This is a genomic window from Kordiimonas sp. UBA4487, assembly GCF_002389025.1.
GTDB lineage: Bacteria > Pseudomonadota > Alphaproteobacteria > Sphingomonadales > Kordiimonadaceae > Kordiimonas > Kordiimonas lacus.
In genome coordinates this window covers 336,207-350,756 of the sequence record NZ_DGNR01000015.1, presented here as the reverse complement: position 1 = coordinate 350,756, position 14,550 = coordinate 336,207, and the positions used below count along the sequence as shown (strand labels likewise).

Here is a 14,550-nt window from a genome sequence, read left to right as displayed (position 1 = left end):
CAGCGCCCAGACGGTGGCGCCCAGACGCTAGCTGACGGCCATGCCTTCAGGCAGCGTATCGTCAAAGATGGCGACAATGGCGTGGGCAGCGCGGGCCAGCACCTCATCCCGGTCCCTGAGACCGGTATCGAACAACAGTTCCATGGTCGCGTAACCAAGTTCGATCGCCAGCGCCGCGCGGGTCAGTGCATGATGGCGGTCGGCTTCATTTTCAACCGGATACAATTCGGCTTGCAGGAAAGCCGCCATTACGTCGCGCGAATGGCACCTGATTTTCTGGAGTTCCGGCAGCGCGCGCATCAGCAGCAACAGCTCCCTGCCTGCCAGGAAATTCTGCGTCACATCAATTGTCTGGGTCAGAATCTCCAGCGTGCTTTGCACAAGCTGGTCACGGTTTTCCACCAGCACGCCCTGCCGCTGGACGAAAATATCGTTCTGCGCCTCCATCAACCGGATGGCCAGAACCATCAGGACCGACAGTTTGTTGGGAAAATACCGGTAGAAGGCAGGCGGCGTCAGCCCGGCCCGTTCAACAATGGCATTGGAATTGAGCGCATCATAGCCGCCTTCGACCAGGATTTCCTGCGCAGCCATAAGCAGCCGGTCATAGGTCTGCCGGCCACGCGCCTGCCGCGGCTCGTTGATTACAAAATCCAGCGTCTCAAGACTTAAGGTGCTCATAGGCCTGCGGTTTATCCATTCTTGAAGGTCAGCCCATCATAGGCGAGACGCCGCGCCAACACAAAGCTTTCCCCGCGCTTTAACACGCGGTTTATGGAGGGGTGGGCGACAGACACAGGCATTGTCACCGAAGCACGCCCTGGCTAACCAAAGAGCGCTATCCTGCGGATGCCCCCTCAACAACATCTGACTGACGAGGAACCCTGGTTCGAAACTGAAGCATTGCCCTTCCTGAAATCCAGGCTGGCACAGCTTGTTGCAATGAATTAGCATCAATGTAGGCCTAAATTAACCTTTCGACCCTATTCCATAGCTATGGCTAAAATAGAAATTCGCGGTTACATGGCGGACAAGTAAGTCGATGCCGATATGACCAAATTGCACAAGACATTGGTTCTTGCGTTTATTTTATCTGTGATATTGCCGGTGACCATCATTGAGTGGATCAACGCCGGCAAGATCAAAGCGGCATCACGCACGGCATTTATCAATTCGGTTGAAGGCGAAGTGCGGCAAATAGATCGCGCTTTTACCTTGCTGTTCGAACAGGTCGAGCAGAACCTCAATTTCCTCAGCAATTTTGAAAGCATCCGTCAGGCCCTTGGCGAGGCGCCGCGCTACATGAATTCCCGGTCTCGACAGATGCTGGCGCCAAACAGTCTGTCTGGTCCCTCCGCTGAGGCATACGATATTTTCGAGCGGTTTGCCGCAGATCACCCTGACCTGGCGTATATTTATATGGGCGATGCACAGGGCGGCTATTTGCAGTGGCCCGCCGCCGGTATCACTGAAAACTATGATCCCCGTGTTCGACCATGGTATCGGCAGGCCATTGAAGCCAACGGGAATCCTGTCCTGACCAATGCCTATTATTGGGCTGCGGACGACGCCACGACTTTTTCCACCGTGAAGAAAATATCCAACATGACGGGGACAGCAACCGGCGTGATCGGAATGGATATATCCCTGGGACATCTGATGTCGCTGGTGCAGAAGTTCAGTTACGGGGAAACCGGATACCTGATGATTATTGAGGATAATCTCAACATCCTGATCGATGGATCAACGCCGGAAAACACGTTCAAAAAACTGACTGAGGCAAACGGCGGGGCCTACAAAACGCTCGTAACCCTGAATGAGGGCAGCACCGCAATGAACGTGGGAGGAACACGGTATATTGCTACTGTCTATCGGTCGCCAACGCTGGATTGGCGTTTTATAGGCCTTATTCAGGAAGCTGAAGTTGATGCTGCATCAACCGAGCTCAACAAGGTCAGCCTGACAGTGACGCTGATTTGTTTGGCGCTGTTTGTCATTATCGCGATTATCCTGTCGTCTTCTATTGCCAGGAAGATCACCGCCCAGCACCAGCGCCTGCGTGAGGCAAAGCTGCAAGCCGAAGAAGCCAACCTGGCGAAATCGCGTTTTCTTTCCACCATGAGCCATGAAATTCGCACGCCGCTGAACGGCATCATTGGCATGGCGCAGTTGATGGACAGCGCCGAACTTGACGAAGAACAATCCGAGCAGCTGAAGATTATTCAGACCTCCGGCAATACCTTGCTGGCCATCATCAATGATGTGCTCGATATGGGTAAAATTGAGGCCGGTGCACTCGAACTCGAAGAAACCTGCTTCAGCCTGAAGGATCTGGTGTCCGGAACCATGACGCCATTTGCAGCACAGGCCGAGGAGAAAAACATTCAATTGCGGACCTCTCTCTCATCCAGCGAAACCGACCTGCTGATCGGGGACCCGGTGAGGATGCGGCAGATTTTGTGGAACTTGGTCAGCAACGCGCTCAAATTCACCAAAGAGGGCCGCGTCTCGGTCTCGGTCGGTGTGAAAGAGGGAAGGACTGAGGAGATTGGCGCCGGACAACCGGTTACCTTGCAGTTAACGGTGACGGATACAGGACCCGGCATCGCCTCAGACCGACTTGACCTGGTTTTCAAGCCATTTTCACAGGAAGACAGCTCCATCACCCGGAAATTTGGCGGCACCGGATTAGGCTTATCGATCATAAAGGAACTTGTAACCTTGATGGGCGGCGAGATTTCCGTGCAAAGCAAACCGGGGCAAGGCAGCTGCTTCACTGTAACCTTGCCTTTGATCCGGGGCGCCAAGGGGGACACGCCAAGAGATGCCATGGGCGAAACGCCCGATATGCCGATGACTGGGCTGGATTATAATATTCTACTGGCAGAAGATAACCCCGTTAACGCAGCCATCGCGCGAAAAGTGCTCGAAAAGCTTGGCTGCACCGTGACCCATGCCGAAAATGGGATCGACGCGGTGTCGGCTTTCCGTACAGCCACCCCTGATCTGGTCTTCATGGACGTGCACATGCCTGATATGGACGGCGTCGAGGCAACCAAACAAATTCGCCTGCTGGAAACCGGGAAACACGTCCCCATCATTGGCCTGACAGCCGATGTCTTTGAGGAGCATCACCGGAAATTCATCGCAAGCGGCATGAACGCAGTCCTGACCAAACCCTTCACGCCAGAGAAACTGGCGCGCGCCATCCGGAAGTTCGCATCCCGCCCGGCTTAATCTGGCGAAAAGCCCATCACCTGACGGATCAAGCCGCCTTTGACCACAAAACAGACTGCCATCTTGATCGGTTCATCGGCAATGCCGTGGATCAACTCGTGGTCGAACACTTTGCTCCCAAGGACAAAACGGTTCACGAGTTCGGCGCGCAGCCCTTCATGCACGAAGCGTTCGCGAGCGTAAAAGTCACCGAACGCGGCCTTGCCCACCATCACCGGCTCACCAAGCGGTGGGCGATAGACACAGACATCATCACTGAAGCACGCCAGGAACCGTGTAAGGTCCCGGGCGTTATAGGCTTCCAATTGTTCCTGAACCAATTCAGCTGGCGTCATCATCGCAAAAAAACTTCCAAAAAAAGCCCGCAACAACAATTTGTTACGGGCCTTATTTAAACTTCTAATTCAGCACGAATCAGAACGGGATCTCATCATCGAGGTCGGCGCCGCCGCCCATGCCGCCACCTTGCTGGCCACCGCCCTGGTTGCTGCCGCCGAAGCCGCCGCCTTGGTTGCCGCCCTGACCACCACCGGATGGGCCAGCAAAGTCACCGCCGTAACCGGACTGGTTATTGTCGGCAAAGCCACCACCCTGGCTGTCACCACGGCCGCCAAGCATGGTCAGCTCACCGCGGAAGCGCTGCAGCACCACTTCGGTGGAATATTTCTCAACGCCCTGTTGGTCGGTCCATTTGCGGGTCTGCAGCTGGCCTTCAATATAAACGGTCGAGCCTTTCTTGAGGTACTGCTGCGCCACTTTGGCCAGGTTTTCGTTGAAGATGACAACCCGGTGCCATTCGGTGCGCTCCTTGCGCTCACCCGAATTGCGGTCGCGCCATGTCTCGGACGTGGCGATGGAGAGATTCACAACAGGTGAACCGTCATTCATCGTGCGCACTTCCGGGTCGCGCCCAAGGTTACCAACCAAAATTACTTTATTTACACTACCGGCCATCAGAGCCCCCTTATTCGTCATTCGTGGGCGCTTTCCGCGCCCGTGTGGCAGCGACAATAGAACATGCCAGCCACCGCATCAAAGAGAAACATGACCGAACATCCAAAAAATATCCGCGCCATTTTTGTTCCTATTTTGTTCTCATTGTAGTCAGGCGGGCGCTGCGGGTCAAGCCCGGGCTCATAGCGCGCTTCGGCACACCCTGCCCCTTTTTGGGCTCGCTTTGTCGCAAGCTACTACAAAGACACAGCTTTTGCCTGCACGGTAGTGTCGGGGAAAACCAACAGTGGGGAAAATATCATGACAGTTCGCCTGACAGCCGCAGCAGCAATAATCCTGACAACCAGCGTGGGCGCTGCTGCACAAAGCCAAACACAGACACAGACACCGCCGCCGCCGAACACCTGCGAAACCGATCCTGGCTTCAATCAGTTCGATTTCTGGGTCGGCAACTGGAACGTGACCGCCCGCAACGGCGGCCAGCAGGCCGGCACCAACCTGGTGACCAAGGTGGAAAAAAACTGCCTGATCCGCGAGGAATGGACCAGTGTGTCTGGCGGCACGGGCCAGAGCATCAACTATTATAACCCGGTCAGCAAAAAATGGCGGCAGGTGTGGGTTTCCGCCGGTGCGGGCGGCAACCTGATTGACTATGAAGGCGGGCTGCGCGACGGTTCCATGGTGCTTGAAGGCACCATTACCTACTATGCGAACGGCACCAGCTTCCCTTTCCGTGGCACCTGGACCCCGAATGAAGACGGCACGGTGCGCCAGTTCTTTGAACAGTATGATGAAACGGAAGAAAAGTGGAAAGGATGGTTCGACGGGCTTTACGCGCGCCAGTAAAAAGGGAATAATACAACCCAAATAAAGTTTGGGGGTTTTGCAATGTCACCTGACACGAGCCAGTATTTTACCGCGACCGACACCAAAAGCCACCGGGCTTACCGTTTGACTTCCATCGATTTCCTGCGGGGCCTGGTGATGGTAATCATGGCGCTTGACCATGTGCGTGACTTTTTCACCGATGCCCGGTTCGACCCCGCTGATCTGACGCAAACCGACAGCGCCTTGTTCCTGACGCGCTGGATCACCCATTTCTGCGCCCCCACCTTTGTGCTGTTATCCGGCATCAGCGCGGGTTTGATGCATGAACGCAAGAGCACGGCAGAACTCAGTCGTTTCCTGGCAACCCGCGGCCTGTGGCTGATCGCCATTGAAATCACGCTGGTCAGTTTTGGCTGGCAGTTCAATCTGGCGACCTTCTCGATCGGCCTGCAGGTTATCTGGGTCATCGGCGCCTCCATGCTGATCATGGCCGTGCTTGTGTGGTTGCCCTTCTGGGCAATTGCGGGCTTTGGCGCTGTTGTTGTGCTGGGCCATAACGCGCTGGATTATGGCCTTTTCCCGCCGGTGAACTGGGCGGCGCCGACACCCTTCTGGCATATCCTGCACAATCCAGGCTTCAGCCTGCCATTCGGCTTCCCGGTCGGGCGCATGTATCCGCTCCTGCCCTGGATCGGCCTGATGCCGCTGGGGTACGTGCTGGCGAAAGCCTATAAGCTGGAGCCCCAAGCGCGCCAGCGCCTGCTGGTCCGGCTGGGTCTTGCGCTTATTGCCGGCTTTATCCTGATCCGACTGGTGAACGGCTACGGCAACCCTGCCCCCTGGTCCCAACAGGAAAACGGCCTGTTCACTTTCTGGTCGTTCCTCAATACAGCGAAATATCCACCGTCTCTGGCATTCCTCTTGATGACCGTTGGGCCCGGCCTGATCGTCCTGGCCTACGCCGAACGCTGGCGCGGGCGGTTTATCGACTGGATGGTCACCCTTGGCCGTGTGCCCTTCTTCTATTATCTCGCACACATCTATCTGGCGCATGCACTGGCCCTGGTAGCCGCAGAACTGCAGGGCCTTGGGTGGCGCACCATGGCGACCGCCATGTGGAACATGCCTGCGGGCTATGGTTTTTCCATCTGGGTGGTGTGGCTGGTTTGGATCGGGGTGGTTGTCGCGCTCTATCCAGCCTGCAAATGGTTTGCGGACCTCAAGGCGCGCCGGAAGGACTGGTGGCTCAGCTACCTCTAGGCAGGAAAGCTGTCACTGGGCATGCTGCTATCTCTAGGCAAGGCACGCGAATTCTCGTATAGAGTTCGGATATGACGCTTCTTATTTTTTATCTGGTGCTGGCAATCTGCGTGTCCTTCCTGTGTTCAGTGGCGGAGGCTGTGCTGCTGTCTGTGCGCCCAGCCTATGTGGCGGCGCTGAGGAAACGCGGCAAACGGGGTGCCGACGACCTGACAGCCCTGCAGGCAAACCTTGACCGGCCATTGGCCGCCATCCTGATTCTCAACACCATCGCCCACACGGTCGGTGCGGCCGGTGTTGGTGCGCAGGCTGCTGTGGTGTTCGGCAACAATTATGTCGCTGCAACAAGCGCCGTGCTGACACTCCTGATCCTGGTGCTGTCAGAGATCATCCCCAAAACCCTTGGCGCCACTTATTGGCAAGGCCTGGCGCCCACCACCGCCTTCTGCCTTGTGTGGCTCACCCGCCTGTTGCTGCCGATTGTCTGGCTTTCGCAGAAGCTGACCCGCGCCATCGCCCGTAAGGACGAGCTGGCCACCACCTTCAGCCGGGACGAGATCGCCGCCATGGCGCAGATCGGCCATGAGGAAGGCCTGTTGGACAAGAAAGAGCAGAAGATTGTCGCCAACCTGATGCGGCTGCATAAGCTGTCGGTGAAGGATATCATGTCGCCGCGCGCGGTGATGTTCAGCCAGCCGATGGCCCGGACCGTTGCCCAGTTCCTGGAAGCCCACGCGGAAAACCCCTTCTCCCGCATCCCGGTTTACGGTGCCCACACAGACGACATCTGTGGCTATGTGCTGAAGCAGGACCTCTTCATGGCGGCAGCAAAAGGCGAAAGCGACAAGACGCTTGAGGATTTCCGCCGCGACCTGCCGATGATGCCGGACACCATGAAGGCCTCCCACGCCTTCAACCAGCTGATGCACCAGCGTGGCCATATCATGCTGATTGTCGACGAATACGGAACCACAGAGGGCCTTGTGACGCTTGAAGACGTGATTGAGACCCTGATGGGCCTCGAGATCACGGATGAGCTGGATACGGTAGAAGACATGCAGGCTTTCGCGCGCCGCAAGTGGCACCAACGCATGACCGCCCTCGGGATTGACCCCAAGGACTGGTCCTGATCAGTCCTCAGCTTCATACTGCCGGGCGCCCGGCACTGGTGGAATGCTGTCCCAACGGCTGCGGGTATAAATCTCGACACTGATCTCAATCCCGCTTGTGTCATCCAGCGTACCAGTGCTGATGGAAATGCGGTCTGGGAAATCCCGCCCTTCCCAAGTCATGGGGGTACCGCAGCCGGTACAGAAGCGGCGCACGGCAATCTCGCTGGCCTTACCTTCGCCGGTTGGCGCGGAGATCCAACGGAACTGGCCCCGATCAACGCTGGTGAAGGGCATGAATGCCCCACCCGAGTTCTTCTGGCAGTCCCTGCAGTGACAATTGTTGGTCTCGCTACCATCCAAGTTGATTTCGTAGCGTACGGCACCACACAGGCAGCCGCCCGTCCGCAGGTCTGTTTTTGGACTCATGAGTGTCTCCTCGCTTGCTTGTTCTTTTTTTGTTCTCATTTCATGCAAGATGTCAAGATAGATAATCTCCTGCTGTTGTTGGTTTTTTCCAAACGTTCACAGATCAGGACCGATATCCTGACAGTTTCTGACAGCAGGTTGGATTATGTTCTTTTTTTGTTCACGGCATCATATTATTGTCAGGCGGCTTGACACCGTGGCATCCACAGGCCAATTGATGGCGTACAAGAAGCGCAGAAACATTAGTTCAGATTTAAGAGATCAGCATGCTCACAGAGATTTCCGTCCGCGGGGCCAGAGAACATAACCTGAAATCCGTGGATGTTGACATCCCGCGCGACAAGCTTGTGGTGATCACCGGGCTGTCGGGCTCGGGCAAATCGTCGCTCGCGTTCGATACCATCTATGCTGAAGGCCAGCGTCGCTATGTGGAAAGCCTTTCCGCCTACGCGCGCCAGTTCCTGGAGCTGATGCAGAAGCCGGACGTGGACCATATCGAGGGCCTGTCGCCTGCGATCTCGATTGAGCAGAAGACCACATCCAAGAACCCGCGCTCTACTGTCGGCACCGTGACCGAGATTTACGACTATATGCGCCTTCTGTGGGCGCGTGTGGGCGTGCCCTACTCCCCTGCCACCGGCCTGCCGATCGAAAGCCAGACAGTCACCCAGATGGTCGACCGCATCATGGCCATGGGCGAAGGCACCCGGCTTTACCTGCTGGCGCCCATCGTGCGCGGCCGCAAGGGTGAGTACAAGAAAGAGTTCGGCGAGCTTCAGAAGCGTGGCTTCCAGCGCGTGAAGGTGGACGGCGAGTTTTACCTGATCGAGGAAGCGCCAACGCTCGACAAGAAATACAAGCATGATATCGACGTGGTGGTGGACCGCCTGGTGCTGAAGGACGGGCTCGAACAGCGCCTTGCCGACAGTGTCGAGACCGCGCTTGAGCTCTCGGACGGCCTCTTGGCTGTGGAGATCGCTGCGCGCGACGGTGAAGACGCCAGCCGCCAGCTGATGTCAGCCAAGTTTGCCTGCCCAGAAAGCGGCTTCACCATCGAAGAGATTGAGCCTCGGCTGTTTTCCTTCAACAACCCGTTCGGCGCCTGCCCATCATGCGATGGCCTCGGGCAGAAGCTCTATTTCGACCCTGAACTGGTGGTGCCGGACCACAGCAAAACCATCAAGGATGGGGCTTTGGCGCCGTGGGCCAACAAGGCCAACAACCCCTCGCCCTTCTATTTCCAGGCGCTGGACGCGGTGGCGCGCCACTTTGGCATCTCTATCGACACGCCCTGGAAGAAGGTGCCTGAGGACGCCCGCCAGGCCTTCCTCTATGGCACCGGTAAACAGTCTGTGACCATTGTCTATGCCGACGGCAAGCGGCGGTTTGAGGTCAACAAGCCCTTTGAAGGCGTGATCAACAATATCGAACGCCGCTGGCGCGAGACAGACAGCAACTGGATGCGTGAGGAATTGTCGAAATATCAGGCCTCCACCACTTGTACGTCATGCGAGGGCAAGCGTTTGAAGCCCGAGGCGCTGGCGGTCAAGATCGCAAGCTGCACAATTGGCGACGTGACGGAACTTTCCGTGCGCGGCGCCCATGACTGGTTCATGGGCCTGCCCGAAAAGCTGACCGACAAACAGAATGCCATCGCCGAAAAGGTCTTGAAGGAAATCCAGGAACGCCTTGGCTTCCTCAATAACGTGGGCCTGCAGTATCTGACGCTCAGCCGGGCGTCGGGCACGCTCTCCGGCGGCGAAAGCCAGCGTATTCGCCTGGCGTCCCAGATCGGCTCCGGCCTCACGGGCGTGCTGTACGTGCTGGATGAGCCGTCCATCGGCCTGCACCAGCGCGACAATGACCGGCTATTGGAAACCCTGAAGAACCTGCGCGACATCGGCAATACCGTCCTGGTGGTCGAGCATGACGAAGACGCCATCCGCACGGCTGACTATGTCATCGACATGGGCCCCGGCGCGGGCGAGCACGGCGGCGCGATTGTGGCTGAAGGCACGCCTGATGACGTCATGGCGTCCACGAAGAGCCTCACGGGCCAGTATCTGACCGGCAAGCGCGCGGTGCCTATCCCTGCCCTCAGGCGCTCGGGCCACAAAGGCAAGTTCCTGACCGTCAAGGGCGCGACAGCCAACAACCTCAAGGATGTGGAAGGCTCAATCCCCTTAGGCACGCTCACCTGCATCACGGGGGTGTCCGGGTCCGGCAAGTCCACCTTCACAATTGAGACGCTCTATAAGGCGGTGGCGAAGCACCTGAATGGCTCCCGCACCATCCCGGGCCCACACGGTGCCATCGAGGGGCTGGAGCATCTGGACAAGATCGTTGACATCGACCAATCGCCCATCGGCCGCACGCCGCGGTCGAACCCGGCCACCTACACCGGCGCCTTCGGCCCGATCCGTGACTGGTTCGCCGGCCTGCCGGAAGCGGGCGCGCGCGGCTACAAGCCGGGCCGCTTCAGCTTCAACGTCAAGGGTGGTCGCTGCGAGGCGTGCAAGGGCGACGGCATGATCAAGATCGAGATGCATTTCCTGCCAGACGTGTATGTGCAGTGTGACCAGTGCAAAGGCCATCGCTACAACCGTGAAACTTTGGAAATCAAGTTTAAAGACAAGTCGATATCAGACGTTCTTGATATGACAGTTGAAGACGGCGTGCAGTTTTTCAAGGCGGTTCCCGCGATCCGCAACAAGCTTGAAATGCTCGAAAAGGTCGGTCTTGGTTATATCAAGGTGGGCCAGCAGGCCACCACCCTTTCAGGCGGCGAAGCCCAGCGCGTGAAGTTGGCCAAGGAACTGTCAAAACGCTCGACCGGCAAAACGCTTTATATCCTCGACGAGCCCACAACCGGCCTGCATTTCGAGGATGTCAGGAAGCTGATGGAAGTGCTGCAGGCGCTGGTGGACCAAGGCAATACGGTCGTGGTGATCGAACATAACCTTGAGGTTATCAAAACCGCCGACTGGATCATTGACCTGGGCCCTGAAGGCGGCGACGGCGGCGGCGAGATTATCGCCACCGGCACACCAGAAGAGGTGGCAACCGTCGCCCGCAGCTACACCGGCCAGTATCTGGCCCCTGTGCTGAAGCGCCAGGCGGCTGAATAAACGCGCACGAACCGCAGCTGAATCAAGGCCTTAATGAATAGAATGGATGCGTCCCAGCTTTGCGTCCATTTTAATGCCGTAAAGGTGGTATTTTGACGCCAAATGCACTAGATAATCGAATGATCTTGATTATGTGCTAAAAGGCTTTGTGATGCGTGCCTCCCTGACCAATCATGCCCTTCGGGTCCTGTTCACAGTAATATGCCTGTCACCGCCGGTGACAGCGCAAACGGCGGCCACGCCCCCGGAAATGATTGAAATCGCCACGCGCGAAAACCTGCCGCCTTATGTGGTCGACCGTGCCGCGCATGGAATTGAAATCGATCTGGTGCATGCCATCCTGAAGGGCAGCGGGTATGAGCCTGTCTTTGTCCAGCAACCGCGCGTCCGGATGATCTCCGCGTTTGAGAATGGCCAGATGAACGGTATCCTGACCCAGAATGTGCTGGCATCCGAAGTTGGGTGCGCAACAGACTGGTACATCGCCCATCAAAATATCGCTGTTTCAATGGCATCCAAGAACCTGTCCATCGACAGCCTGGATGACCTCAAAGGCCTGTCGATCCTGTCCTTTTCCGGTGCGACACGCTACCTTGGCCCTGAATTTCAACAAGCCGTAGCCAACACCAAGCGCTATACCGAATCAGGCGACCAGAGCAAACACATCAAACTGTTATACAGTGGCCGCTTCGATGCCGTCGTCGGCGACCGCTGGATCCTCGCCCTGGCACAGAAAAGCCATTTCACCAAGACCGGTGAGTATCGGGAACTCAAGCACCACCCGATCATGGAGCCATCGCTTTATGTCGCCCGCTTCCATGACCAGAAGGTCTGTGATGCTTTCAACCTGGGCCTTCGCCGGCTTCGGGCGGATGGCAGTTACGCTGAAATCTGGAATGGTTACCGCAAAAGCCTGGCCGTCACGACCGACAGCAAGGCCCCAGTACCCCAGTAAGGTTGGAAGACAGAGCTGCGACCTTACTGCCGCAATAGCGCCAGTTTTGTACCGAACCCGATGAAAACAACGCCGGTAAGGGATTTCAGCCACTTGCTGAACCTGGCGCTTGTTGCCATGGTCTTGAAACGCGCCAATACCAAAATCATTGCGGAAAACCACAAGGAATTAAGCGCCACATGCGCAGAAACGAGCGCGTAAGCCTGAAAAGGGCTGTCGCCAACAGTTAGAAACTGGGGGAAAGCTGCGAGGTAAAACATCGAAACCTTAGGGTTTAAGGCGTTGGTCAGAAACCCTTCGAGACAAGCTCCCCTTAAGGAGGCTGTCCGCTTGGCAGCCTTGGTGACGGCAGTATTAGTATCCTGACTGGTTTTCCAGGTAGACCAAAGGGCCTTCACACCAACCCAGCAAAGATAAGCCGCACCCGCCATTTTGAATATGAAGAAGGCTTCCGCAGACCGCACCAGCAAAATGGATATGCCAAATATCGACAGTGTGCCGTGCAGATAGAACGCTGCAATAAAGCCTAAGATGTTGGCGAAGCCTGCCTTGCGGCCCGAGGTTGGAACCGTCTTTGCGATCAGGACACCATTTGGTCCGGGGGAAATAACCAGCAGCGCCGAGACCGACATGAAAGTTATGATTGTTACCAGATCCATCGTCAAAGCCTCCTGCTGCCATTTTTATGACGCTTGCTTATCACTAAATGACATACCTGCATACGCTGTATTGTTTCCCGTCGAAGAAAAATACTGGTCCGCCGGAATCGCGGGGAAATGAAGCGCCTTCCCGTCCACCGTATGTGCAGGAACCTAGAAGCCGCTTCCCGGTTGTTTGAGGAATTCCAGCTCTTCCGGCGTACTCTGGCGGCCCAGAATGGCATTCCGGTGCGGGTAGCGACCAAACCGGTCGATGATCGCCTTGTGGCGCATCTCGAAATCCAGGTTATTCTCCAGCCCCGGACGGCTGAACAGCCGGACGGCCTCTTCGTGCACCGCCCTGCTTTCGCTATGCATATAGGGCATCAACAGGAAGGCGCACTCATCCGGTGCCAGAGACGCGTCAGCGCCCGCGCGTACCGCCTCCTGCGATAGCACAAGGGCCAGCGGGTCAGCGGCAAAGCTTTGCGGCGTGTCCCTGAACATGTTGCGCGGGAACTGGTCCAACACGATGATCTCGGCCAGCCTGCCGCGCGGGCTTGCCCGCCAGCCGTCCAGCTCCCCCGCGACGGCCACTTCATAAACAGGCAGGAACCGGCGGCGGACCAGATCGTCAAACGTTTTGGACTTCTGCCACCAGGCGCCTTCCCCTGCTTCGGTAAACCAGAAATACAGGATATCCTCTGGGCGCATGTCTAAACTCCTTATCGTCATGTTTTTGGAAGCGTGCGGATGACCGCTTCGCCGAAGCGTACTGCGTCCTCAACAATCTCCAGGTCAATATGGTCTGCCGTGTCGTCCGGCGTGTGAATGTGCGGCATCAGGCCCTCGTCGTCATAGGCGGCGATGGTCAGCGCCGAAAACCCATCACGGGCGAACCAGACGCTGTCAAAATCACCCACATGGTGCTTGGCTGCCTTCACATGGCTGTAGCGTTTGTCGATCTTTGTCACTGCCGCCGCCGTACGCGCCAGCGGCCCGTCATAGTAAACCGGCGTGAAACCGCCACTTTCGGTGACAAATGAGAGGTTCCCAAACCCCACGGTGTCGAAATTCAAAACGTGGGTGTCGCGCATCTTGAGCTCATCCCGATGCTGGCGCCAATAATGCTGGGCGCCCAGCATGCCGGCTTCCTCACCACTTGTTATCACCAGCCGCACTTCCGTGTCAGTCGGCATGACCTTCCACAGCCGGGACGCCACCTCCGTGGCTGCAGCAACGCCCGTCAGGTTGTCATTCGCGCCCGGGGTGTAGCCAAAGCGCCAGAAGTCAACACTGGCCACCACGGCCTGCCCCAGCAATAGCAGCGCCACAATCCAGCCTGCCCAGTGGGGCAAAACAACATCCTGTGTACCCATGGCCGGGATCAGAACCCCAAGCCCGATGATGAAGGTGCCCAGATAGATGGAAAGCTTGAAATGCCGCACCTGATCGGGGCGGTAGGCATAGGAAGACGGTGCGCTATCCAGATGCGCCATCAGGATCACCAGGCGTTTCCCGCTGCCTTTGGTAGCGGACACATTGGCAGTCACGCTGCGGGCGCCCCACCAGATGATCGGGCTGGTGCGCCAGTCGAAATACAGAAGATGGCTGAAGAACAGCAGGACCCCGGCCCCCAGCATGAAAGCCGGCGCCCTGGGCGACAGCAGCACCACAATGGCCTGCCCGATGGCGATCATCCAGAAAAACGGCAGATAGGTGCGCGGGCATTTGAAGCCCTGGTCGGTCACATCCACACCGTATTCACCGGTGAGCGCCGCCATCAGGGCCTCACGTGCTTCCATCTCATTCTCGCTGCCGCAGCCGCGATGCGGCCATTCACTGAGTTTTTCAAAAATCTCGCGTGCTGTCAGCACCCCTGTTCCCCCGGGATTGGTCTTTGCGTTCGGTTGATCACCTTTTTCCCTTACAAAATGGTGCCAAGTCCAGTAAATAAGCCGCAAGTGAAGACGTATATGAGGCCGCCCCATGGGCAGGCCCCGAAAAGGTAC

The 14,550-nt window shown here is 57.1% G+C and carries 13 protein-coding genes; 6 read left to right on the top strand and 7 right to left on the bottom strand.

The window, feature by feature from the left end; genetic code table 11:
• Positions 1-27 precede the first annotated feature (27 nt).
• Entirely contained in the window at positions 28-681 is a 654-nt protein-coding gene (locus B3Z17_RS18065) for a TetR/AcrR family transcriptional regulator (protein WP_068306585.1), read from the bottom strand.
• A gap of 426 nt (positions 682-1,107) precedes the next feature.
• Between B3Z17_RS18065 and B3Z17_RS18060 the strand changes: the two genes are divergently transcribed.
• Positions 1,108-3,237, top strand: coding sequence for a hybrid sensor histidine kinase/response regulator (locus B3Z17_RS18060; RefSeq protein ID WP_286831144.1), 2,130 nt, complete (start codon positions 1,108-1,110; stop codon positions 3,235-3,237).
• Here the strand turns inward: B3Z17_RS18060 and B3Z17_RS18055 are convergent.
• Together B3Z17_RS18055 and ssb are read right to left on the bottom strand one after the other, a co-directional pair.
• A complete protein-coding gene (locus B3Z17_RS18055; RefSeq protein WP_286831143.1) occupies positions 3,234-3,575 on the bottom strand; it encodes a nuclear transport factor 2 family protein in 342 nt (113 codons plus the stop codon). The genes B3Z17_RS18060 and B3Z17_RS18055 overlap by 4 nt on opposite strands.
• A 76-nt stretch (positions 3,576-3,651) precedes the next feature.
• Entirely contained in the window at positions 3,652-4,191 is a 540-nt protein-coding gene (gene ssb, locus B3Z17_RS18050; RefSeq protein WP_068306589.1) for a single-stranded DNA-binding protein, read from the bottom strand.
• Between the two features lie 300 nt (positions 4,192-4,491).
• On the opposite strand from ssb, the gene B3Z17_RS18045 reads away from it, so the two are divergent.
• The 3 genes from B3Z17_RS18045 to B3Z17_RS18035 all read left to right on the top strand — a co-directional run bounded on the left by B3Z17_RS18045 (position 4,492) and on the right by B3Z17_RS18035 (position 7,409).
• A complete protein-coding gene (locus B3Z17_RS18045; protein ID WP_286831141.1) occupies positions 4,492-5,037 on the top strand; it encodes a hypothetical protein in 546 nt (181 codons plus the stop codon).
• Between the two features lie 42 nt (positions 5,038-5,079).
• Positions 5,080-6,279 (top strand): DUF1624 domain-containing protein, encoded by a 1,200-nt coding sequence (locus B3Z17_RS18040; protein WP_286831140.1) that lies wholly within the window; start codon positions 5,080-5,082, stop codon positions 6,277-6,279.
• Between the two features lie 71 nt (positions 6,280-6,350).
• Positions 6,351-7,409 (top strand): hemolysin family protein, encoded by a 1,059-nt coding sequence (locus B3Z17_RS18035; protein WP_068306593.1) that lies wholly within the window; start codon positions 6,351-6,353, stop codon positions 7,407-7,409.
• On the opposite strand, the gene B3Z17_RS18030 is transcribed toward B3Z17_RS18035, so the two are convergent.
• Complete coding sequence (locus B3Z17_RS18030) at positions 7,410-7,817, bottom strand: GFA family protein (protein WP_074519473.1); 408 nt, start codon at positions 7,815-7,817, stop codon at positions 7,410-7,412.
• Positions 7,818-8,083: 266 nt separating this feature from the next.
• On the opposite strand from B3Z17_RS18030, the gene uvrA reads away from it, so the two are divergent.
• Together uvrA and B3Z17_RS18020 are read left to right on the top strand one after the other, a co-directional pair.
• Positions 8,084-10,945 carry an excinuclease ABC subunit UvrA gene (gene uvrA / locus B3Z17_RS18025; protein ID WP_286831138.1) on the top strand — a complete coding sequence of 954 codons (2,862 nt, stop codon included), beginning with the start codon at positions 8,084-8,086 and terminating at the stop codon, positions 10,943-10,945.
• Between the two features lie 151 nt (positions 10,946-11,096).
• Positions 11,097-11,900 (top strand): substrate-binding periplasmic protein, encoded by an 804-nt coding sequence (locus tag B3Z17_RS18020; RefSeq protein WP_286831137.1) that lies wholly within the window; start codon positions 11,097-11,099, stop codon positions 11,898-11,900.
• A gap of 23 nt (positions 11,901-11,923) precedes the next feature.
• Here the strand turns inward: B3Z17_RS18020 and B3Z17_RS18015 are convergent, their stop codons facing one another.
• The 3 genes from B3Z17_RS18015 to B3Z17_RS18005 all read right to left on the bottom strand — a co-directional run bounded on the left by B3Z17_RS18015 (position 11,924) and on the right by B3Z17_RS18005 (position 14,415).
• The gene (locus tag B3Z17_RS18015; RefSeq protein WP_286831135.1) at positions 11,924-12,559 is read right to left on the bottom strand and encodes a LysE family translocator; all 636 of its coding nucleotides are present in this window, start codon (positions 12,557-12,559) and stop codon (positions 11,924-11,926) included.
• 153 nt (positions 12,560-12,712) lie between these two features.
• Positions 12,713-13,252: a DUF924 family protein gene (locus tag B3Z17_RS18010; protein ID WP_286831133.1), complete on the bottom strand. Its 540-nt coding sequence runs from the start codon at positions 13,250-13,252 to the stop codon at positions 12,713-12,715.
• Between the two features lie 17 nt (positions 13,253-13,269).
• Positions 13,270-14,415 carry a M28 family metallopeptidase gene (locus tag B3Z17_RS18005; protein ID WP_286831131.1) on the bottom strand — a complete coding sequence of 382 codons (1,146 nt, stop codon included), beginning with the start codon at positions 14,413-14,415 and terminating at the stop codon, positions 13,270-13,272.
• Between the last annotated feature and the right edge of the window lie 135 nt (positions 14,416-14,550).